A 21,766-nucleotide genomic window follows, 5' to 3' on the forward strand; every position below is an offset into this window, starting at 1 on the left:
CGGGCGCTCCGCGCCGCGATATATCCGATATTTCGGTTATGCGGTTTTTCTGATCCTCGGTGAACGCTCGTCGCAAACGCCCCGCCGGGACGAGTCGGGTGTCGCGGCGGGTTTCGCCCGAGGCGCGGCGAGGGCCGGGCCGTTATCGTGACCTCCGATGCGGCGGGGACGGGGGGCTGAGCCGTGAGCGATCGGGTGGTGCGGCGCGACCTCAACCTGCTCGCGGCCGGGCTGGCGCTGTCCACGGCCGGCGACTCGGCCGCGCTCGTGGCGCTGCTGCTGCGCCTCCAGCCGCACGGCAGCGGCTGGGTGGCGGGGCTGCTGGCGGCCGAACTCATCCCGTTCGTGGTGCTGGCCCCGCTCACCGGGCGCATCGTGGATCGCTTCGAGACGCGGGCGGTGCTGCTCGTCGCGCTGGCCGGGCAGGCGGTGTTGTGTGTGCCGCTGGCGTACGCGACCGCGCTGCTGCCCACGATCGCGCTCTTCGCCGGGGTCACCGCGCTCTCGGCGTTCGTGCGGCCCGCGACCTCGGCCCTGGTGCCGGCGATCACCGGCGAGGGGGACGCGCAGCGTGGGTACTCCCGGCTCGCCACCGGCACCGGACTCGGCTGGATCGCCGGCCCGGCCGCGGGCGGCCTGCTCACGGGCGCCTTTGGACCGGGGACGGCGATCCTGGTCGACGCGGCCACCTTTGCGGTGCTGACCCTCGCCTGCTCGGCCGTACGGGCCCGCCGCCATCCGGCCGCCGCACCCCCGGACGGTAAGCGGGCCGCCGGCGGGATGCGCCTGATCTTCGGCGACCGCCTCCTGCGCACGGCCCTGCTGGGCAGCGCGATCGCGATCAGCAGCGGCGTGATCGACAACGTGGCGGCGCCGTTCCGCTTCGTCGGCCAGTTGGGCGCGAGCGACTCCGGCTACGGCCTGTACCTCACGCTCTGGGGGCTCGGCGCGCTGATCGGGGCCCAGATCGTGCCCCGGGTCCGGCTCTCCAGCGCGACCCTGCTGGCGCTGGGCAACCTGCTCATCGGGGCCGGCATCGCGGGCATCGGCCTCGCCCCGAGCCTGCTGCTCGCGTATGTAGCGTCGACGGCGGGCGGCATCGGCAACGGCGTCGTGAACGTGGCCCAGAACGCGCTGATCAGCACTCGCACCCCGCCGGCGCAGCACGGCCGGGCGTTCGCGGCGTCGGGCGCGGTGATCCAGACGGCGATCGGCCTGGGCACCGCGGCCGCGTCGCCGCTGGTGGTCCTGCTGCACGCGGACGGCGCCATGCTCTGCGCGGGCCTGCTGACCTGCGCGACCGCGCTGGTCGCCCTGCTGCTGAACTCGCGGAACCCGGCATAACCGATAAATCCGATATGTCGCGGCGCGGCGCGCCCGGCATATCGTGCGGAGGCCGAATACCGGGCGAGTCGGGCTCGAAGCAGAGCGCCGCGATAGGCCGGATCTGAAACAGGGCACCGTGATAGGTCGGGCTCGAAGCAGAGCGCCGCGATAGGCCGGTCCGAAACAGAGCGCCGCGATGGGTCGGGCTCGAAGCAGAGCACTGCGATAGGTCGGGCCTGAAACAGGGCACCGTGATAGGTCGGGCCTGAAACAGGGCACCGTGATAGGTCGGGCCTGAAACAGGGCACCGTGATAGGTCGGGCCTGAAACAGGGCGCCGTGATAGGTCCGGCTCGAAGCAGAGCGCCGAAATGGGTCGAGCTTGAAGCAGAGCGGCCTGAAGCAAGGCGTTGAAGACACCGCGCACGAAGTGGGGCTGTCCGATATGTCGGGACTGAAGCGAAGTGCCCGACATATCGGAAAGCGGGGCCACTACAGCAAGGTCGGCAGCACCTTCACGGCGTGGTCGATGCCGTCCTCGGTCTGGTCCAGGTGGGTCACCAGGCGCACCAACCGCCGTCCCAGCACCGACACCAGAATGCCCTGCTCGCGCGCCGCCGCCGCGAAGGCCGGGCCGTCCACGGCCGCGCCGGTCAGGTCGAGCGGCACGATGTTGGTGCGGATGCGCGCCGGGTCCACCACGCCGTGCGGGGCCAGGGCCTCGGCCAGGCGGTGCGCCCGGGCATGGTCCTCGGCCAGGCGCGGAATGTTGTGGCGCAGCGCGTAGAGGCCCGCGGCGGCCAGGATGCCCGCCTGGCGCATCCCGCCGCCGAGGCGCTTGCGCAGCTTGCGCGCCGCAGCGATGTTCGCGGCCGAACCCACGATGAGCGAGCCGACCGGGGCGCCCAGGCCCTTCGACAGGCAGACCGAGAGCGAGTCGAAGAGGCGGCCGTAGTCGGACAGGGCCACCCCGTCGGCCACGTGCGCGTGCCAGATCCGCGCGCCGTCGCAGTGCAGGTGCACGCCCGCCTCGTCGGCGATCGTGCGCAGGCTGCGCAGGGTGGCGAGCGGGATCACGGCGCCGCCCAGGCGGTTGTGGGTCTGCTCGACGGCGATCGCGCGGGTCGGGACGGCCACGAAGCCGTCCGGGCGGATCATGTCCGCGACGGTCGCGGGGTCGAGGTCGGCGGCCGCGGACGGCCAGGTGCGGGTCGACACCCCGCCCAGGGCCGCGGCCGCGCCGATCTCGTCGGTCACCACGTGGGCGGCGGCGTCGCACAGCAGCTCCTCGCCACGCGGGACGGCCAGCTGCAGGGCGATCTGGTTGGCCATGGTGCCGCTCGGGGCGAACAGGGCCGCCTCGTGGCCGAAGAGGCCGGCCACGTGCTCCTGCAGCTCGTGCAGGGTCGGGTCCTCGTCGAACACGTCGTCGCCGACCTCGGCCGCCGCCATCGCCTCGCGCATGGCGGGCGACGGCCGGGTGAGCGTGTCCGAGCGGAAATCGACCACCACGTCAGCCACGCAGCATCTCCGCCACCAGGAAGGCCAGCTCCAGCGACTGCTGGGTGTTGAGCCGCGGGTCGCAGGCGGTCTCGTAGCGGTCGGGCAGGTCCTCGTCGACGATGGCCTGGGCGCCGCCGAGGCACTCGGTGACGTCCTCGCCGGTCAGCTCCACGTGCAGGCCGCCCGGGTGGGTGCCGAGCTCGCGGTGGACCTCGAAGTAGCCGAGGACCTCGTCGACGATCCGGTCGAAGTGCCGGGTCTTGTACCCGTTCGACGACTCGTGCGTGTTGCCGTGCATCGGGTCGCACTGCCAGACGACGCGGCAGCCGGCCGCGGTGACCTTCTCCACGATCGGCGGGAGGGCGTCGCGGACCTTGGTGCTGCCCATGCGGGCCACGAACGTGAGCCGGCCCGGGATGTTCTGCGGGTTGAGCCGCTCGAACAGCTCGATGGCCTGCTCGGGCGTGGTGGTCGGGCCGAGCTTGACGCCGATCGGGTTGGCCAGGCGGGACATGAAGTCCACGTGGGCGCCGTCGAGCTGGCGGGTGCGCTCGCCGATCCACAGGAAGTGCCCGGAGAGCCCGTACGGCCGGCCGCCCGCGATGCGCACCAGCGGCCGCTCGTACTCCAGGGCCAGGGCCTCGTGGGAGCAGTACAGCGTGACCGTGCGCAGGGCCTCGTCGTCGTTGACGCCGCAGGCCTGCATGAAGCGCAGGGCCCGGTCGATCTCGCGGGCGATGGCCTCGTAGCGCTGGCCGGCCGGCGAGGTGACCACGAAGCCCTTGTTCCAGTCGTGTACCGCGTGCAGGTCGGCCATGCCGCCGGCGAGGTACGCGCGCAGCATGTTCATCGCGCTGGACGAGTTGGCGTAGGCCCGGACCATGCGCTGGGGGTCGGCGATGCGCGCGTCCGGGTCCTGGTCCAGCGAGTTGATCATGTCGCCGCGGTAGGCCGGCAGGCCCAGCGAGTCGAGCGCGGCGGAGCGGGGCTTGGTGAACTGGCCGGCGACGCGGCCGATCTTGATGACCGGCAGCGAGGCGCCGTAGGTCAGCACGACCGCCATCTGCAACAGCGTGCGGGCGTTGCCCAGCACGTGGGCCTCGGTGTTGTCGACGAAGGTCTCGGCGCAGTCGCCGCCCTGGAGCATGAAGGCCTTGCCGTCGGCGACGAGGGCGAGGCGCTCGCGAAGCTGGTCCACCTCGTAGGGCGCGACGATCGGCGGGACGGACGACAGCAGGTTGGCGACCTCGTCGACGGCGGCCTGGTCCGGCCACGGCGGCGTCTGCGCCCGGGGCATGGTCCGCCAGCGGTCGAGGCCGAAGACGTCGTCATCCTGGTTGCCCGGGACGGCGACGCGGCTGATCTCCGGGCCGGGGTACGTGAAGTGGTGCCACTCCTGGCGCATGACGAAAAGCGTACCGAGGAGGATCGGCGAGTGGGGTCCGCCACCCGCCGATCCCGCAGGCTGGACCGGCGGGTGAGAGCCCGGCGCACCTACATGTTGATCATGTGTCCGGCGAGTCCGTGCACGGCCTCCTTGACCGCCTCGCCCAGCGTCGGGTGGGCGTGCACGTTGCGCGCCACCTCGTGGACGGTGAGGTCCCACTGCTGGGCCAGGGTCAGCTCGGGCAGCAGCTCGGTGACCTCGGGGCCGATCAGGTGGGCGCCGAGCAGCTCGCCGTACTTCGCGTCGCTGATGATCTTCACGAAGCCGGTCGCGTCGCCGAGCCCGTGCGCCTTGCCGTTGGCCGTGTACGGGAACTTGGCCACCTTGACGTCGAAGCCCTTCTCGCGGGCCTGCTCCTCGGTCCAGCCGAAGCTGGCGATCTGCGGCTGGCAGTACGTCGCCCGGGGGATCATGACGTAGTCGAGCTCCATGGTCTCGGCCCCGGCGATCGTCTCGGCGGCGACGATGCCCATCGACTCGGCCGCGTGCGCGAGCATGAGCTTCGCGGTGACGTCGCCGATCGCGTAGATGTGCGGCACGTTGGTCCGCAGCCGCCCGTCGACGGCGATCGCGCCGCGCTCGGTGAGCTGCACGCCGGTCTTCTCCAGGCCGAAGCCCTCGACCCGGGGCACGAAGCCGATCGCCTGCAGCAGCTTGTCCGCCTCGAGCACCTGGCTCTTACCGCCGGACGAGACCGTCACCTTGACGCCCCCGCCGGTCTCCTCCACGGAGTCGACCCGGGTCGAGGTCAGAACCGAAATGCCGAGTCTCTTGTACCGCTTGAGCAGTTCGGCGGACACCTCGGCGTCCTCGAGCGGCACCATCCGGTCGAGGAACTCGACGATCGTCACCTTCACGCCGTAGTTGTGCAGGACGTAGGCGAACTCGACGCCGATGGCGCCCGCGCCCGCGATGATGATCGAGCCGGGCAGCTCCTCGGTGAGGATCTGCTCCTCGTAGGTCACCACGCGCTCCGACAGCGACGTGCCGGGCAGCAGCCGGGTCGTGGCGCCGGTGGCGACGATGCAGTTCGCGAAGGTGATGGTCTCGTCACCGACCTGCAGCGTGTGGTCGTCGACGAAGGAGCCCTTGGCCTGGTACTGCCGGATCTCGTTCTTCTTCATCAGGTAGTGCACGCCCTTGACCCGGCCGTCGGCCACCTTGCGGCTGCGCTGGAACGCCGCGCCGTAGTCGAACGTGACGTCGCCGGAGATCCCGAACGTCTTCGCCTCGTGGGTGAAGATGTGCGCGAGCTCGGCGTTGCGCAGCAGCGCCTTGGACGGGATGCAGCCCACGTTGAGGCAGACGCCGCCCCAGTACTTGTCCTCGACGATGGCGGTGCGCAGGCCGAGCTGCGCGGACCGCACGGCGGCGGTGTAGCCACCGGGGCCGGCGCCCAGGACGACGACGTCGAAGTGCTCACTCATAGCCAGTCCTTGCGTTTGAAGGTGACGTACAGCACCACGGACAGCACCACGATCAGCAGGGCCGAGGTGATGAACCCCGACAGCTTGTCGGAACCCGGGTACGGCACATTCTGCCCGTAGTAACCAGTAACCGCCGTCGGCACCGCGATGATGGCGGCCCAGCTGGTGACCTTCTTCATGACGGTGTTCTGCCGGTTGCCCTGCACCGCCAGGTTGGACTCCAGGATCGTGGCGGTGAAGTCGCGCAGGTTCTCGGTGAACTCCGTCACGCGCAGGACGTGGTCGTAGAGGTCCTGGTAGTACGGCACCATCTCCTCGTCGACGAGGTGCTCGCGGGAGTGCATCAGGCCACCGACCAGCTCGCGCATCGGCATGATGACCTTGCGCATCCGGCCGAGCGTCTTGCGCAGCCGGAAGCTGCGCTGCTGCACGTCGCGGATGGCCTGCGGGCTCTCCTCGAACAGCCGGTCCTCCAGCGCCTCGAGCTCGTCGTCGAGCTGCTGCACCGCGTCGAACTGCCCGTCGACGATCACGTCGAGCAGCCCGTGGGCGAGCCACGGCACACCCTGCGCGGCCAGGTCCGAGGTGGCGTTCCAGCGCTCGACGACCGCGTCCATGTCGAAGCCGGCGCCGTGGGCGGTGATGAGCGCCCGGTCGGTGAGGAACGCCGACACCTCGGCGACCTCCGACGTCCCGTCGCCGTCGCCGCCGTGGAACCGCACGGCGTACGCGTTGAAGAACATGTGTGCCGGATAGTGCATCAGCTTCGGCCGCTCGTGCGGCGAGGACGCGTCCTCGATGGCCAGCTGGTGCAGCCCGAACTCCTCCTGGACCCGGTCGTAGTCGCCCTGCTCCGGGTCGACCAGATCGAGCCACACGACCGCCGCGGAGTCCTTGAGGTGCTCGGAGATATCGTCGAGCGGGAAGTCCTCGGCCTCCAGCCGACCGTCCCGATATAGCCGCGTGCGCGCCATAGGCTCATCAAAGCAGAAGGAGGCCCCGGTGGCCGGATTCGCGGAGGCGACCGCGGTCGTGGACGGCCGGGCCGAGCTGGATCCACAGTGGACCGTCGGTGGGCGGCCCAACGGCGGATACCTGCTGGCGGTACTCGCCCGGGCCGCCGCGACCACCGCGCACCCGCACCCGCTCAGCGCGAGCGCGGTGTACCTCGCCCCGCCCGAGTGCGGCCCGGCCGAGGTCGCGGTGGAGACGCTGCGCGACGGGCGCTCGGTGCGCCAGGCCCGGGTGCGGCTGTCGCAGGGCGGCCGGGCCTGCGTGGAGGCGCTGTTCACCCTCGGCGACCTGGCCACGGCCGGCGAGGCCCGGTTCACCGCGGCCGAGCCGGCCGCCGTCAAGCCCCGCGACGACCTGAACCGCACCCCGGTCGAGCCGCCGGGCGCCGGGATCCGCATCACCATGCTGGAGCAGGTCGACCAGCGGGTGGACCTGAGCGGCCCGGGCGACCTGCGGGGCTGGCTCAGCTTCGACGACGGCACCCCGTTCGACGCCTTCTCGCTGCTGTACGCGGTCGACGCGTTCCCGCCGGCCACGTTCACGCTCGGCGGCAACGGGTGGACGCCGACGCTGGAGCTGACCGCCTACGTGCGCGGGCTCCCGGCGCCGGGGCCGCTGCGGGTGCGCCAGTACACCCGGATGGTCACCGACGGCCAGCTCGACCAGGTGTGCGAGGTCTGGGACGCGGCCGGCCGCACGGTCGCGCAGGCCTCCCAGCTGGCCGTGTACCGGATGGCCCGGTCCTAGTTCAGCACCACCGCCGCGCCGCGCTTGGCCTCGTACATGGCGGTGTCCGCGCGGTGCAGCACCACCCGGCTCTCCTCGCCGGCCGCGAACCGGGTCCCCCGCCAGGTGCAGCACCAGCCGCGCCGCTCCGTCGCCACCCCGGGCGCGCACGTACCGCAGGATCGCGCGCAGGGTGACGCCCGCCGTCTCCCGCATCGTCTCCATGGCGACCTCCGAGGCCAGAGATCGGCCCGCCCGGGCGCGGGCTGAGGGGAAACGCGGGGCCGCGGGGTAACACTTGCCACATGGAACCGCTCATCGTGGTCGACGGTGCGAACGTGGTGGGCTCGGTGCCGGACGGCTGGTGGCGCGACCGGGCGGGCGCGGCGGCCAGGCTGCGCGACGCCCTTGCCGACCGCGACCGCGCCGCCCTGCCGGGCGAGATCACACTGGTGGTCGAGGGCGCGGCCCGCGGGGTCACGGCGATCGCGGGGGTGGCGGTCGAGGCGGCGCCGCAATCCGGCGACGACCACATTGCGGCGCTCGTGCGCGACAATGTGTCACATCGGACCGTCGTCGTGGTCACATCCGACCGGGAGCTGCGGCACCGGGTGACGGAACTGGGTGCGAGTATTGTCAGCCCCGGACAGCTCCGGGCCACCATCTCATATGGTGGACGACGTGACTCTACCTAGCCGATATGATTTAGGGGTTCCCTCACCACAGCATGTGTGGGTAGTGATACGCGAACTGATGGCGATCTTCCATATTATGGGAAACCATTGACCGCAACCTCGGGCTCACGCAAAGTTATCCGGGTACCGGTGTCGTGAATTGCCGGTGAATACGTGCCAAAACGTCAGACGAATTAGTGTCGATCTATTCTGTGCGGCACGTAACACGGCTGTCGCATCATGTGACGTAACTGGTAAGGTCGGTACCATGTGCCATCAGGTGCTGCTTGATCCGATGTGGACAACCCGCCGCGAGCACCATTTCGACGGCCTTTGTCGAGTGACCCCCGGTTGATATCGGCGTTCATTCAGAAGGTTTTCGAGAGGATTGAAATGGCCGTTTCGGTCGTGGGTGTGCCCGACGTCGCGCCCTCCGTGGTCACCATCACCGTCCACATCACGCTCAACGGCGAGGAGCTCCCACCGGAGGCCTCCCGCCTGCTGAGCGACCTCGAGGCGCTGGCCGCCAGCCAGGCCGGCCAGCAGATCCAGCGCACCGCGCCGCTGCCGCGCACCCCGTCGAGCCCGTCCGCCGCCCCGGCGCGCAACCTGCGCCTGGTCGAGCAGCCGGCCGACGAGCCCGCCGCGTCCGTCGCCGTCGCGGAGCACGACCCCAAGGTCAAGCGCATCGGCCGGGCCACGCCCGACGCGCCCTCCCTCTACCTGTGCACCGGCTCGCGCCTGGTCCTGCACGACGGCGCCCCGGTGGCGCTGACCCGCCGCGAGTACGACCTCTTCCTCTTCCTGTGCGAGCACCCGCGGCGCGTGTTCAGCCGCGCGCAGCTGCTGCGCCAGGTCTGGGGATACGACATGGTCGGCACCGAGCGCACCGTCGACGTCCACGTCCGCCGGCTGCGGGTCAAGCTGGGCGACGCCGCCCGGATCATCGCCACGGTCCGCGGGGTCGGCTATCGTCTCGACGATGACGCCGCCGTCCAGGTCGTGGTCCGCGAAGACTGACGTCGCGACCGCCGCGGGGATCCTGCTCCTGGTCGATCTCCTGCGGGTGTGGCTCCCGTCGATCATCACGATCTTCGGGCAGGCGGCCTCGACCCCGGCCGAGCTCATGGGCGCCTTCGCGCTCGCCTGGTTCGTCGCCGGCGTCGCGGCCGCACCGCTGGCGCGCCGCCTCGGCCCCCGCCGCCTCGCCCTTGTGGCCGGCGCGGTCCTGGTCCTGGCCCGCCTCGCGCTGATCTTCGTCCCCGGCGGGCTGCCGCAGCTCTACGTCGCCTCGACCGGCTTGCTCGCCGGCCTCGCCTTCCTGGCCGCCGCCGCCGAGGGCGGGGCGTCCGTCGCGCTCGGCGTCCCGGCCGGCCTCGCCGCCGCGGCCCTCGAGCACGCCGCGCTCGGCACCGTCGACGCGAGCTGGCGGCCCTGGTGGATCGCGGTCCCGCTCACGTTCGCCGCGGGGGCCGCCCTGTTCTACGGTCGCCCCGAGGCCCGGCCCGCGACCGGGGGCTGGTTCCTGGTGGGCCCCGTGCTGCTGCTGACCGGGGTGTACGCCCTCTCCCCCGCCGTCGCCGCGGTGGCCGCGTCCTACGGCGCGCACGGGTACGCCTCGACGCCGCCCGCCCTGCTGCCGCCGCTGGGCATCGGGCTGGCCGTGCTCGCGTTCCTCGCCGTCGCCTTCGCGCCCCGCGTGCCCGCGAGCCGGCCCGTGCGCGTCGCCGCCGCCGTGCTCGTGGTCGCCTCGGCCGCCTGCTTCGCATTCGACTTCGGCGCGCCGGGCCCGCTGTGGCTCGCCCTGCTGCTCGGCGCGCCCGGCCTCGGGCTCGCGCTGCGGCTGGCCGGCGAGCGTCCCGCGCCGCGGGCCGCGTACGCCGCGACCCTCGGCCTGGTGGTGTTCGCGGTCGCGGCGATCGCGTACTACGCCGCCTACGACATCGGGTACCCGAACCGGTGGGTGCCGGTCGCGGTCGCGCTCGTCCCCGCCGGCTTCCTGCTCCGCGCGGCCGGGCCGGTGACCGTCCGGCTGCCGCGGCGCGCCGGGGCCGCGGCGATCGCCGCTTGTCTCCTGCTGCCGCTGGCCGGGCTCTGGGTGCCGCCCCCGGCCCGGTCCGGCGGGGACGGACGGGGTTTCGCGCTCACGGAGTACAACATCCGCATGGGTTTCGGTCTGGACGGGACCTATCGTCCGGCGGAAGTGGCCGCGGCCATCGCCGCGAACCGCCCCGACATCGTCCTGCTCTCCGAGGTCGACCGCGGGTGGCTGCTCAACGGCGGCCACGACGACCTGGCGGTGCTCGCGCGCCGGCTCGGGATGCGGTACTGGTTCGGCCCCGCCGCCGACGCGGTGTGGGGCGACGCGATCCTGACCCGCCTGCCCGTCGTCGCCGTGGAGTCGATGCCGCTGACCGCGGACGGCGCGCCGACGGGCGCCCAGGCCCTCGGCGTCGTGGTCATGGTGCAGGGGCGCGCGGTCGCCGTGGTGTCGACGCACATCCAGCCGCCGCCGGACGCCGAGCCGCTGCGGCAGGCGGACGAGATCGCGGCCTTCGCCACCCGGTTCGCCGCCGGCCGGCCCACCGTCATCGCCGGCGACCTCAACATCACCCCCGGCAGCGCGCCGTTCGGCCGGCTCACCGCTGCCGGGTACGCCGATGCGTTCGCCCCGAGCCGGCCGGTGCGCACGTTCCCGGCCGACCGCCCGGTCGAGGAGATCGACCACGTGCTCGTGCGCGGCCTGACCGCGGGTCCGCCGGTCGTGGGCACCGCGACGACGTCCGATCACGCGCCGGTACACGTCTCCCTGGTCGTCGCCGGAATTTGACCGATTCGTCACCGTTTTCGGGGACGTGTTGGCCGAATCGTGATTGACCCACGGGGCATGTGGGCATCCCGGAGACAAGAGAGAAAGGGGCAGCGATGAGCGTGGCACATGCGAACGGAAGCGTGACCGAGACCCGCAAGGACTTCGGCGCCACCGCCGGCGACCTGTCGACCAAGGCCAAGGAGAGCGCGGCCGAACTGGCCGAGCACACCAAGGACGTGGCACGTCGCCGTCCCGTTCCGCTGGTGACCGCCGCCGCGGCCGGCCTCACCACCGTCGTCGTGGCGGTGGTGGCGGTCGTACGGCGCCGCAAGGCGCGTCAGACCCCGCAGCAGCGGGCGATGAGGGCGTTGCGAAGCACCGGCAAGAGCGTGAAGAAACGAATCAAGCGGTAACCTCCTCTCCCCAAGGGCCGCGCCCCCTGCCGATTCCGACCGGCACGGGGCGCGGCTCCTTACGCATCCACTGTGGACAGGTGCGCGAGCATCGCCTGGTTGGCCTCCCAGCCGTCGGGGAAGCGCACCGGCACGTTGAGGTGGACGGGCTCGGCCGAGGGGTGGGTGTCGAGCAGCTCGGCGATGCCGGCCCGGGCGACGACGATGCACGCGTGGCGGTGCCGGGAGGCGAGCACGCACAGCCGGCCCGCCTCGAGGTGGAAGGCGCTCGCGTCGCGCCGGCCCGACAGCGGGTGCAGGATCACCGTCACGTCGTACTCGCGGCCCTGGAGCCGGTTCGCGGTGTCGACGGTCACGTCGGCGGCGACGGTGTCGGCGAGGGCCTGGCGGATCGCGGCCACCTGGTCGCGGTGGGCGGCGCCGACGGCGACCCGGTCCGCGGTGACCGGGCGGCCCTGCGGGGCGTGCTCGGAGTACGCGACCGGCCCCCGCCGCAGCAGGGCCACCACCAGGCCGGCGATGGCCGCGACGGCCTCCCGGTCGGTGCGCACGGTGTGCCGGGCCGGCAGCTCGTGCAGCGCCCAGCCAGTGCGGCGGGCGGTCTCCAGCGACGCCTCGATGCCGGGGTCGCCGCCGATGGACCGCACCGAGAACTCGAGGCTGCGGTCGGCCGGCCGGGTCCCGGCCTCGAACGGCGTGAACGGGTAGAAGGCCGCCGAGACCACCGAGGCCGCGGACGGCGGCAGGCGCCACGAGACCGGCAGGCGGTGCAGCGGCAGGTCGGGGTTGTGCCGCAGGAGCACGGCGACCGCGCTCTGCATCGGGTCCCAGGACAGCCCGGCCCAGCGCTCGACGGCCACGACGGAGAACGGGTCGAGCTGGCCCGGGTCGCCGACGAACAGGCCGCGGGAGAACCGGCCGGCCACGCGCAGGAGCATGTCGGAGCGCATCTGGTACGCCTCGTCGACGATCGCCCGCTCCCAGGTGCCCTCGGTGACGGTGGCCCACTTCGCGGCCGTACCGATGACGACCGCGCTGGTCTGCACGTCGGAGACGGCGCCGCTGACGGTGACCGAGCCATGCTTGACCACGCGCTGGGCCGGCACATACGTGGACGCGGAGAGCCGCCCGATCTCGATGCCGGGCGCGGTGCCGGCGAGGCGGTCGATGAGGTCGTCGACCTGCTCGTTGGTCTGGGCGACGACCATGAGCCGCTCCCCCGCCTCGGCCATGGTGCGGGCGGCGCGAACGACCAATGTGGACTTCCCGGCGCCCGGCGGGGAGTCGACGACGACCCCGCGCCCGGCGGCCGACCCGAAGTCGCTCAGGATCTTGTCGATCACGGTCATGCGACCTCCGCTCCGCTCCGCTCCCGACCGCTCACGACCAGTCCTCCGCCGCGTCGATGTCGTTGGGCTGGTAGTCCGGCGGCGGACCGCCGTGCGTCCACGGGGTGTCCTCGCGGGACGGGAAGCGGCCGGGCGGCTGGTACGCGTCGCTCACCGGGCCGTACGTGACGACCTCCCCGACATCTGGTACCGAACCGGGCGCGGGCTGCTTGGTGGAGCGGCCCATCCCCTTGGACAGCTCCAGCACGACGTCCACAGAGGACACCGAGACGACCGTCGCCTGCTGGGACAGGCGCGCGGGCGAGACGAGCAGCGCCCCGGGCTCCAGGCGCACCGGGTCGGAGGTCTGCACGGTGATGTGCGGGCGCAGGGCCGCCTTCTTGCCCGACGTGTCGACGCGGTTGGGCGAGGCCGACACGACGGTGCCGGTGAACGCCTCCCCCGAGAGCCGGAACTCGGCCATGATCAGCGGGTCGTCGAGGGCGCGCTGGGCCTCGTAGCGGGCCTGCTCGCGCTCCAGGCGGTCGAGGCGCCCGGCCGCGGCGACGGCGCTGTCGCGCCGGGGCTGGGGCAGCGCGGTGCCTTCGGCCAAGGACATGTGGTACATCGTGAAAACGTCGCGGTCGACCGCCCAGCGGGCCTCGACGGAGGCGCCGGCCGGGCGGGCCCGCAGCAGGTCCACCGCCCGCCACATGAGTCCCCAGGTCGGCTCCAGCTGCGCCTGCAGCGCGCCCGCGAGTGCGGCTTCGGCCCGGCTCTGGGCGTGCGGGTCGGCGGCCCGGGCGTAGGCGGCCAGGGCCGGGGCCAGGATCTCGTTGTCGAACGTCGGGTCGGTGCTGGGCCCGGCCGGCGGCCAGCGCAGCGGGTCCTCGGCCACCTCGGCGGCGGACGGGCCGTCGAGGCCGTCGGGCGGATCGATCCAGCCCAGCAGCGCGGCGAGGTTGGCGTCCTCGAGCCCGCTCTGGCCGGTCGCCCAGTGCTCGCCCAGCACCGCCGTCAGCGCCAGCAGCGTGGCCGAGCCCGGGTGGTCGGCGCGCTCGCGCAGGAACGTGAACCACTGGCCGAGCAGCGGGACGGTGCGGTGCACCGGGTGCGGGCCGTACGTGCGCCGGAAGCGGGTCGAGCGGCCCAGGAGCCGGATGAACTCCACGCCGCCGCGGTTGGGCACCAGCACCTGGGGCGCCTCGGCGTAGCGCAGCTTCGAGGTGTGGGCGGGGTCGACGGTGCGGGAGCAGCCCTCGACGTACGTCAGCACGATCTTGGCCAGCTGCGCGACGAACTGGAAGCGCTGGGTGCGGTCGCGGGGGTTGGCCACGACGAGCAGCCGGCCGGCGCCGCGGTCGGTGCCGACCAGGGCGGCCAGGGGCGCGGCGGCCTCGCCGGCCAGGGCCAGCGGCACGAGCACGAGCGGGCGCTCGGCGATGTGCGTGTGCCGGACCGTGGTCAGCGGCTGCGCGCGGCCGGACTCGACGGCCTCCGCGCGGGCCAGCGCGGTCAGAATGCTCACCGCTTCGTCTCCGATTCGCGCCGGGCCTCTCGGCGGCGCCGTGGACCGCTCACGCGCTGAGGCATTCGGTGCGCAGCCGGTGGGCCATGCGCAGCAGCGCCGCGATCTCCTCCTGGCCCGCGCCCGGGGTGAGCGTGCCGCGGGCGAGGCCGAGGACGGTCGAGACGCTCTCCACGCCGCCGAGGTCGTCGCGGATGGAGCGGCCCAGCGCCGAGGTGGAGCCGGCCGACTCGTCGCGGCAGAAGAACGCCATCTCGCAGGAGCCGAGGCAGTCCGGGCTGTAGCGCGCGTCGATCTCGCTGACGGCCTTGTGCAGCTCATCCGGCGGCCGGGTGGCGTTCTGGTCGGCGTCGTAGGCGAGGTCGAAGGAGAGCCCGGCCGGCAGCGCGTCGAGGATCTTGTCGAGGCGGGTGAGCCGGGACAGCTGGCGCTGCAGCACCGTCAGCTGCTTGCGTACGTCCACGAGGGTGGCCGTCGGCCGGTTGGCGAAGTTCTCCGGGCAGACGAGCACCACGTCGTGCGACACGGACTCCGGCGGGTAGCCGAGCTCGCCGAGCAGCTCGCGCATCGCCAGCACGTAGACCGCCGACTGCTTGGCCGCGGCCGCCGCCTTGCCCGGGTCGGCCTGCCCGTCGATGACCGCGAACGACTTGATCTCCACCACGTGGAAGCGGCCGCCGACGCGGAAGGCGATGAGGTCCGGCTCCAGGTACGCGTAGTAGCCCGCGATGTCCAGCCGCAGCATGGGGTGGTCGAACAGCGTGCCGGCGTCGTCGCGCTCGGCCGCCGCCCGGGCCAGCAGGCTGCGGGTGCGGGCGTAGCGCACCTCGCGGCTGGCATTGCCGCCCACATTGGACAGGTCGTCGTACGCCACCTCGGGGATGGCCAGCCCGAGCCGCTCGCGCAGCAGCTGCAGCAGCTCCGCCGCGCCGTCGGCCTTCACCTGCGCCTCGAACGCGTTGCCGCGGGCGATCGCGAACCGCGACTGGCCGAAGGCGGCCGGGAAGCCCAGCTGCCCGGCGACGGCGCCCTTGTTCACTCCGGCCGCGTCCATCAGCCCCCGCCGGCCGCAGCCGGGGTTGGTGGTGAGCGCGGCGATGGTGCGCGCGTTGTGGTTGCGCGGCGCCACGGTGCCGCGAATGCGGTCCAGCCGGTCTACCAGTGCGTCCATGGGGGTCTCATCTCGGGGAAGCGGTTCTTGCTCAGTTCGCGGTCTTTCGCAGTCGCTGGAGACGGGCGCCGAAGAGCGCCTCGGCGCCGTCGAGCCGTTCCTGGGCCCGCGAGGCCCCCGCGGTGCGGTCCGCGGAGTCGGCCTCGAGGTGCACGTCGAGCTCGGCCTGGGCCTGTTTGGCCACGATGTCGGGGTCGGCGCCGCCCCCGAGGGAGGCGGCGCCCGGGATGCCCGCGGCGAAGCGCCACAGCAGCCGGCGGGCGTCGTGGGCGTCGTCGGGCAGCTGGGCCACCCGCTGGGCCACCCGGATGGCCGCGACGAGGAAGTCGACGCGGGCGCTGAGCGGGCCGACGACCCGCGTCTCCAGCGGCCAGGTGGACAGGGCGAGCAGGCCCCGGGCCGGGGAGAGCAGGTCGGCGGTCAGGGCGGGGCAGAGGTAGTACGGCCGGCCGTACGGGGCGACCTTGAACGAGCGCTCCTCGTCGCGGCGCAGGCTGGTCAGGCGCGCGGCCACGAGCTCGCCCGGGAAGAAGGCGTCGTGGACGGCGATGATGAGCTTCGGCGCGGCGGGGACGCTCAGCAGGGTGAGCGCGTGGTGCACCTGCTCGCGGATCGACAGCATCGGGAAGGCCGAGGGCTTCTCCCGCTGGCGGGGGGCCCGGTCCTCCAGCTCGGCCAGGGCCTTGTCCCACTCCTGCTCGACCCGGCGCAGCTCCGCCCGCAGGGTGCGGGCCTGGGTGCGGTCCCCCGTGGTGGCCGCGCGGCGAAGCTCGCCGCGCAGCCGGTCGATCCGGCGCTCGAGCAGCTCGATCTGCTCGCCCGGGGCCGAGATCGATTCGGACACGAACGGCACGGTAGCCGGTTCCAGCAAGTTCCAGCAAAGACCAGTGTCGGCGTGTCGCGGTTGCTTTTTCCCGACTTTGCTACGCGGGTACGGGCTGTGCCTGCTCGACCGCTCTGGGTACCGATGCCCGCTTCGGCATGGGCACGAGCTGCGGCCGGCGCTTCGCCGCGAGGTCCTCCACCCAGCCGAGGGCCAGGACGAGTACCGCCACCAGGGCCACCACCAGGCCCAGCTGGACGAAGTCGCGATAGCCGCCCACCAGCGTGATGCCGAACCACACGCCGACCATGCGCACGAACGTGATGGCGGCCTCGTGCCACAGGTAGATCGTCAGCGCGCGGCGGTTGATGGCCTCCACCACCGGCTCCGCGGCGCCGAGCGAGAGCGCGGCCGGCGCGGCGTTGAGCATGACGAGCAGGAACGCCGTCGACCACAGGGTGTCCGCGACCGGGGCGTCGTTCAAGTCGTACCCGCGCGGGCCCGGCGTGTGGAGGAGGAGCGCGAGGCCGATGCCGGCGATCACCAGGCACGCCGGCCAGAGGACCTTCTTGGAGATGCGCTGCAGCGTGCCGTCGTGGTGCGCGAAGCCGAGCATCCAGGCCGGGGCGTACATGAAGAAGTCGCGGATCGTGCCGCCGGTGCCGTAGCCGGTCTCCCACAGGGCCACCAGCACCCCGAACGGCAGCAGCACGCTCGGGATCGGCCAGCGGCGGAACGCCCAGAGCAGCACCGGCGAGGCGATGATGAACCACAGGTACGAGCGGACGTACCAGATCTGGCTGAACCAGAACCCGCCCCGCTCGGAGGTGGGCGGGTCGTCGAGCGGGATGAACCACAGCAGCGTGCGCCAGCTGTGCTCCATGCCACCCCAGAGCGACATGAGCACGACGGCGAACGCGCCGAGGACCCAGAAGGGTATGACGATGCGGCGTATCCGCCGTCCGATCGCTTTAGGACCCGAACGATCGAGCGAGGCGGCCATGAGGGAGCCACCGAGCGCGAACATCAGGCCCATAGCGGGGAAGGCGACGGTCAGCCACGCGAATCCGAGGGTGTGGTAGGTGACCACGCGGATGATCGCGACGGCTCGCAGGAGGTCTACGTACCGGTTCCGCATCCCCTACAGGTTGCCCTGCGACCCTCAGGGGCAACCTTCATTCAGCTCAAAATTGGCTGTGTTTCTTCTCAAAGATCCTAGGGCGGACATCCCGTAGCCGAACGGGCAATTGAACGGGTTCACCCTCCGCTCACCCCTCGCTCACCCCGAGAGCCCCGCTGAGCGTCGTGAAGTCATTCGGCCCCTCGTGCATCAGGCCGTTGACGAAGAACACGGAGCCACCCTCGACCCCGCGCGCACGGCCGTCCGCCATGTCGTGCAACACCCGTTCGTGGTGCTCGCGCCGGCCGCCCGTGTCGGGCAGGCCGAACCGTTCGGCGTACCGGGCCAGGTCGCCGTCCTCGAGCTGGTCCTGGTGGGTGAGCAGCAGCGCGTGCATGCCCCAGAAGGCGTCCGCGTCGGCGGCCGCCTCGGCCAGCAGCGCCGCGGGCATGGCGCGCGGGTGGGCGTCGACGAGCGGGAAGTGCCGGAACTCGAAACGTAGCCGGTCGCCGTAGTGCAGCTGGATCCGTTCCACGACACCAAAGGCGCGACCGGCCTCCGGGCTCTCGTAGTCCCCGTACTCCACCAGGCTGAGCGGCGCGCCGCTTCTCCCCTGTACATGCATGGGGACTCTGTGCCCGCTTTCTTGATGTGAATGCCCCTCAGGGATCTTTCCTGAGGGGCAATCACGTTCTCGTCGCTAGTCCAGCACCTCGGTGACGGTGCCCGCACCGACCGTGTGCCCACCCTCGCGGATGGCGAAGCCGAGGCCGGCGTCCATCGCGATCGGCTTGCCGAGCTCGACGGTCAGGTCGACCGTGTCGCCGGGCATCACCATCGTGACGTCACCCAGGTCCACCGAGCCCATCACGTCCGTCGTCCGGAAGTAGAACTGCGGCCGGTAGTTGGCGAAGAACGGCGTGTGCCGGCCGCCCTCCTTCGTCGTCAGCGCGTACACGTGCGCCTTGAACCGCCGGTGCGGCGCGACCGAACCGGGCAGCGCGACCACCTGCCCGCGCTGCACGTCGCCCCGGCGCACGCCGCGCAGCAGCAGCGCCGCGTTGTCGCCGGCCTGGGCCGAGTCCAGCTGCTTGCCGAACATCTCCATCCCGGTGACCACGGTGGCCTGGGTTGGGCCCAGCCCGATCACCTCGACGGGGGTGTTGAGCACGAGCGTGCCACGCTCGACGGATCCGGTGACGACGGTGCCACGCCCGGTGATGGTGAGCACGCTCTCGATGGGCATCAGGAACGGCTCGCCGGTCACGCGCTCCGGCAGTGGCACGTACTCGTCGACGGCGTCGAGCAGGTCGGCGACCGACCGCACCCACTCGGGCTCACCCGCGAGGGCCTTGAGCGCCGACACCCGTACCACCGGAATGTCGTCACCCGGGAAGCCGTACTCGCTCAGCAGCTCGCGCACCTCGAGCTCGACGAGGTCGAGCAGCTCGGTGTCGTCCACGGCGTCGGCCTTGTTCATGGCCACGACGAGGTACGGCACCCCGATCCGCCGCGCCAGCAGCACGTGCTCGCGGGTCTGCGGCATGACCCCGTCGACGGCGCTGACGACGAGGATCGCCCCGTCCACCTGCGCCGCCCCCGTGATCATGTTCTTCACGTAGTCCGCGTGCCCGGGCATGTCGACGTGCGCGTAGTGCCGCGCGCCGGTCTCGTACTCGACGTGCGCGATGTTGATGGTGATGCCGCGGGTGATCTCCTCGGGCGCCCGGTCGATGCCCTCGAAGCTCGTGTAGTGGTTGACGGCCGGGTACCGCTCGGCGAGCACCTTGGTGATGGCGGCGGTCAGGGTCGTCTTCCCGTGGTCGACGTGGCCCATCGTGCCGATGTTGAGGTGGGGCTTGTTTCTCGTGAAAGCCTGCTTGGCCATCTGACTCTCCACAGTGGATTTGTGGTTTCGGATGCGCAGAACCCTGGACCGAGTCGCGGGGGTGTTCCGGCTCGGCCGGCTCACCCTCCTCCGTCGGTTCCGCATGAAGTCTGCGGGAGGAGGGTCAGCGTCGCAGGCCGGCCTCTAGCGCTGCGGCTAGCGCTTCGGGCGCCCAGGCGACCGCCGAGCCGGCCAGGGGGCCGTGCTCCAGAAGGGCGGTCGTCGCGATCATGTCCGGAAAGGTAGCTCGGGCGCGTGGCGCTCGGCAACGTATTTACGAGCGGCTCTCTACGCATGGCTTTTGCGCGCGGCTTTTGCGGCTTTCGCGGCTTTTGCGCGCGGCTTTGCGCGCGGCTTTGCGCGCGGCTTTGCGCGCGGCTTTGCGCGCGGCTTTGCGCGCGGCTTTGCGCGCGGCTTTTACGAGCGCGGTGGCGGGGGCAGGCGTAGGGCGATCGTCGGGGCGTCGGCCATCACCGAGTTCGGGGCGCCGCCGGTCGGGGCGTCCGCCGGGGGGCGGTCCGCGCGGCCGATCGTGATCTCCGGGTAGATCTCGACCTCGTCCCACTCCCCCATGGCCTTGGGCTCGCCGCGGGTGAGCTCCATCTCGCGCGGCGAGGCCGTCGGCCCGGTGCGGGCCAGGACCGCGGCGCCGTTCGTGCTCACGTCGGTGACCAGCAGCATCCCGTCGCGCAGCTCGAAGCGCAGGTGGTTGCGGCTCACGCGGCGGCTCGACTCGTCGTCCAGCCAGTTGCCGATGGTGATGCCGCCCTGGTCGTCCGGGGCGCGGCCGACGACGACGGCGCGGGCGGCCGTGACGGGGAAGCGCGTACGCACGGTGCCGTTGATCCGCACGGCCAGCGGCGTCGCCGGCGGGCGGGGGCCGGCGTCGATCAGGCGGTCACCGTGGCGGGGGCAGATCGGCGCGCCGCTGGGCAGCGCCGGCGGGGCCTGTCCGGCCCCCGCGGCCGGGGCGCGGCCGAAGACCGGGCAGTCCGAGGCGGGGCAGCGCCAGAACCGCTGCAGCACGGGGTGCGGACGCGGGGTCGACCCGGTCGCCGGGGCCAGCGTGAGCTCCATGCCCCCCGGCGCGCCCGTCGTCAGATAGACCGGTCCCGGGTGGCCGGGCAGCGGATGACGACTGATCACCGGTACCCCGGTCAGGTGCGCCACCTCCCGCACGCGCGCGTTGACCCGGGCGCCGGGCGGCAGCATCTCGATGAGGCCGTCGTCCGACCAGCGCCGCAGCACCATGCGCTCGTTCGACGTGAAGTCGGTGTCCGACATCGCGCCGCGCTCGGTGATGGCGTACAGACCGGTGTTGCCGTCGCCGAGGCGCCGGCTCAGCGCGTCGATGAACATGCCGAGGCGCAGCAGCGCGGCCGGGCGGCCGCCGTCGAGGTCGACGCTGCGCGCGGCCTCCACCAGGTCGATGACGCCCCCCGCGGCCAGCGGGTCGACGCTAAGTCGCCGCTCGATCGCGTCAAGTGCTCGGCTCGTTTCGAATCGCACCGGAACATTCTGCCTCAGACCGGCGCTCATCTCGCCCGCGACATATCCGAGACGCACGCGACCCGCCCGGATGGGCCGCAAAGCCGCCGCCGACCACCTCTGCGGTCGACGGCGGGCCTTGCGCCGCGCTGCTCGGCGAACCTCGGGGGGAGGATGGGAAGGCGCCGGGCGCGGTACACACGACGGGCACTGGGGGATGCCGGATTCGTCGTGAGTAGGCGGTGCATGACTGTTGGTAATGAAAAGGTAGATCACCGTCGCAGAAGTCAACAGCGGTGAATGCCTGAATGAACGAGATCTCAACCGCCGCAGGTCTTGGCCACCTCGAGAAGCCGATGCGCGTCGATGCCGTCCCGCTGCTCGACGGCCAGCGGATGGTCGGTCGGCTCGAGCTCGACCAGCGGCCGGCGGCCGGGTTCCCGAGTATGCACGCGGGTCTTGAGCTGGATGGTGTCGGGGTACCCCGGAATATTGTTCGAGAGCCAGCCGAAGTAGGGCGGCTCGTCGACCCGCGCCGGGTCGTCCCACCGCTCGACCGCGCGCTGGAAGTTGACCGGGCTGAGGCTGACCCAGACGCTGTACGTCAACGGCTCCTCGAACCCGCGCACCGGAACCTCGACGAGCCCCCGGATGAAGAAGTGGAGCTCATCGAGCTCGGGCGCGTCGATGCAGCAGAGCTCGTCCTCGAGGAACGACTCCCCACCGGCCTCGGGCGCACCCCAGTAATCAGGCGCGGAGAACGCCCACACGGCCGGAGTGTCGCCGAGCTCCGTACCGCAGCACTCGCACACAACAGTCACCGCGGCATGGTAGACCCGCCCACCGCGCCCGGAACCAGCCCCGCAAATTCCGGCGAATACCCTGTCGGGCGAAAAATCCGATAAGTCGCGGCGCGGAGCGCCCGACTTATCGAACGCCGCCGCGGAGCACCCGACTTATCGCGTGCCCGACTTATCGCGTGCCCGACTTATCGAACGCCGCCGCGGAGCACCCGACTTATCGCGTGCCCGACTTATCGCGTGCCCGACTTATCGAACGCCGCCGCGGAGCACCCGTAC

At 72.1% G+C, this 21,766-nt stretch carries 20 protein-coding genes; 6 read left to right on the plus strand and 14 right to left on the minus strand.

Annotation, left to right across the window (positions count from 1 at the left end; genetic code table 11):
- Window positions 1-183: 183 nt before the first annotated feature.
- The gene (locus AB0B76_RS23555) at window positions 184-1,344 is read left to right on the plus strand and encodes an MFS transporter (RefSeq protein ID WP_360378761.1); all 1,161 of its coding nucleotides are present in this window, start codon (window positions 184-186) and stop codon (window positions 1,342-1,344) included.
- 473 nt (window positions 1,345-1,817) lie between these two features.
- On the opposite strand, the gene AB0B76_RS23560 is transcribed toward AB0B76_RS23555, so the two are convergent.
- From AB0B76_RS23560 to AB0B76_RS23575, 4 genes are all read right to left on the minus strand, one after another.
- Window positions 1,818-2,846 (minus strand): GntG family PLP-dependent aldolase, encoded by a 1,029-nt coding sequence (locus AB0B76_RS23560; RefSeq protein WP_360378764.1) that lies wholly within the window; start codon window positions 2,844-2,846, stop codon window positions 1,818-1,820.
- Entirely contained in the window at window positions 2,839-4,233 is a 1,395-nt protein-coding gene (locus tag AB0B76_RS23565; protein WP_360378767.1) for a class II 3-deoxy-7-phosphoheptulonate synthase, read from the minus strand. Before AB0B76_RS23565 ends, AB0B76_RS23560 begins: the two co-directional genes overlap by 8 nt.
- Before the next feature lie 89 nt (window positions 4,234-4,322).
- On the minus strand, window positions 4,323-5,702 hold the full coding sequence (gene lpdA / locus AB0B76_RS23570) for a dihydrolipoyl dehydrogenase (protein WP_360378770.1): 1,380 nt from the start codon (window positions 5,700-5,702) through the stop codon (window positions 4,323-4,325).
- Window positions 5,699-6,676: a magnesium transporter CorA family protein gene (locus AB0B76_RS23575; protein ID WP_360378773.1), complete on the minus strand. Its 978-nt coding sequence runs from the start codon at window positions 6,674-6,676 to the stop codon at window positions 5,699-5,701. The genes lpdA and AB0B76_RS23575 overlap by 4 nt, the downstream gene beginning before the upstream one ends.
- Before the next feature lie 28 nt (window positions 6,677-6,704).
- Here AB0B76_RS23575 and AB0B76_RS23580 point away from each other — a divergent pair, with 28 nt between their 5' ends.
- The gene (locus AB0B76_RS23580; RefSeq protein WP_360378776.1) at window positions 6,705-7,463 is read left to right on the plus strand and encodes a thioesterase family protein; all 759 of its coding nucleotides are present in this window, start codon (window positions 6,705-6,707) and stop codon (window positions 7,461-7,463) included.
- Here the strand turns inward: AB0B76_RS23580 and AB0B76_RS23585 are convergent.
- Entirely contained in the window at window positions 7,460-7,600 is a 141-nt protein-coding gene (locus AB0B76_RS23585) for a hypothetical protein (protein WP_360378779.1), read from the minus strand. The two genes, AB0B76_RS23580 and AB0B76_RS23585, sit on opposite strands and share 4 nt — an antisense overlap.
- Before the next feature lie 147 nt (window positions 7,601-7,747).
- On the opposite strand from AB0B76_RS23585, the gene AB0B76_RS23590 reads away from it, so the two are divergent.
- From AB0B76_RS23590 to AB0B76_RS23605, 4 genes are all read left to right on the plus strand, one after another.
- Window positions 7,748-8,137, plus strand: coding sequence for an NYN domain-containing protein (locus AB0B76_RS23590; RefSeq protein ID WP_360378782.1), 390 nt, complete (start codon window positions 7,748-7,750; stop codon window positions 8,135-8,137).
- 372 nt (window positions 8,138-8,509) lie between these two features.
- Window positions 8,510-9,136, plus strand: coding sequence for a winged helix-turn-helix domain-containing protein (locus tag AB0B76_RS23595; protein ID WP_360378785.1), 627 nt, complete (start codon window positions 8,510-8,512; stop codon window positions 9,134-9,136).
- Window positions 9,099-10,946, plus strand: coding sequence for an endonuclease/exonuclease/phosphatase family protein (locus AB0B76_RS23600; protein ID WP_360378788.1), 1,848 nt, complete (start codon window positions 9,099-9,101; stop codon window positions 10,944-10,946). The genes AB0B76_RS23595 and AB0B76_RS23600 overlap by 38 nt, the downstream gene beginning before the upstream one ends.
- A 95-nt stretch (window positions 10,947-11,041) precedes the next feature.
- A complete protein-coding gene (locus tag AB0B76_RS23605; RefSeq protein WP_360378791.1) occupies window positions 11,042-11,341 on the plus strand; it encodes a hypothetical protein in 300 nt (99 codons plus the stop codon).
- Window positions 11,342-11,400: 59 nt separating this feature from the next.
- On the opposite strand, the gene AB0B76_RS23610 is transcribed toward AB0B76_RS23605, so the two are convergent.
- The 9 genes from AB0B76_RS23610 to AB0B76_RS23650 all read right to left on the minus strand — a co-directional run bounded on the left by AB0B76_RS23610 (window position 11,401) and on the right by AB0B76_RS23650 (window position 21,508).
- The gene (locus AB0B76_RS23610) at window positions 11,401-12,690 is read right to left on the minus strand and encodes an AAA domain-containing protein (RefSeq protein WP_360378794.1); all 1,290 of its coding nucleotides are present in this window, start codon (window positions 12,688-12,690) and stop codon (window positions 11,401-11,403) included.
- A 31-nt stretch (window positions 12,691-12,721) separates the two neighbouring features.
- Window positions 12,722-14,197 carry a hypothetical protein gene (locus AB0B76_RS23615; protein WP_360378797.1) on the minus strand — a complete coding sequence of 492 codons (1,476 nt, stop codon included), beginning with the start codon at window positions 14,195-14,197 and terminating at the stop codon, window positions 12,722-12,724.
- Between the two features lie 49 nt (window positions 14,198-14,246).
- The gene (locus AB0B76_RS23620) at window positions 14,247-15,368 is read right to left on the minus strand and encodes a hypothetical protein (RefSeq protein WP_360378800.1); all 1,122 of its coding nucleotides are present in this window, start codon (window positions 15,366-15,368) and stop codon (window positions 14,247-14,249) included.
- Window positions 15,369-15,399: 31 nt separating this feature from the next.
- A complete protein-coding gene (locus AB0B76_RS23625) occupies window positions 15,400-16,212 on the minus strand; it encodes a hypothetical protein (RefSeq protein WP_360378803.1) in 813 nt (270 codons plus the stop codon).
- A 79-nt stretch (window positions 16,213-16,291) separates the two neighbouring features.
- Window positions 16,292-17,329 (minus strand): acyltransferase, encoded by a 1,038-nt coding sequence (locus AB0B76_RS23630; RefSeq protein WP_360378806.1) that lies wholly within the window; start codon window positions 17,327-17,329, stop codon window positions 16,292-16,294.
- Window positions 17,330-17,459: 130 nt separating this feature from the next.
- Window positions 17,460-17,936, minus strand: a complete 477-nt coding sequence (locus AB0B76_RS23635; RefSeq protein ID WP_360378809.1) for a thioredoxin domain-containing protein — start codon at window positions 17,934-17,936, stop codon at window positions 17,460-17,462.
- A 75-nt stretch (window positions 17,937-18,011) separates the two neighbouring features.
- Complete coding sequence (tuf, locus tag AB0B76_RS23640; protein ID WP_360378812.1) at window positions 18,012-19,199, minus strand: elongation factor Tu; 1,188 nt, start codon at window positions 19,197-19,199, stop codon at window positions 18,012-18,014.
- Window positions 19,200-19,616: 417 nt separating this feature from the next.
- Complete coding sequence (locus AB0B76_RS23645; RefSeq protein ID WP_360378815.1) at window positions 19,617-20,708, minus strand: FHA domain-containing protein; 1,092 nt, start codon at window positions 20,706-20,708, stop codon at window positions 19,617-19,619.
- 299 nt (window positions 20,709-21,007) lie between these two features.
- Window positions 21,008-21,508, minus strand: coding sequence for a DUF2199 domain-containing protein (locus tag AB0B76_RS23650; protein WP_360378817.1), 501 nt, complete (start codon window positions 21,506-21,508; stop codon window positions 21,008-21,010).
- Window positions 21,509-21,766: the final 258 nt, after the last annotated feature.

This window comes from Dactylosporangium sp. NPDC049140 (assembly GCF_040648435.1).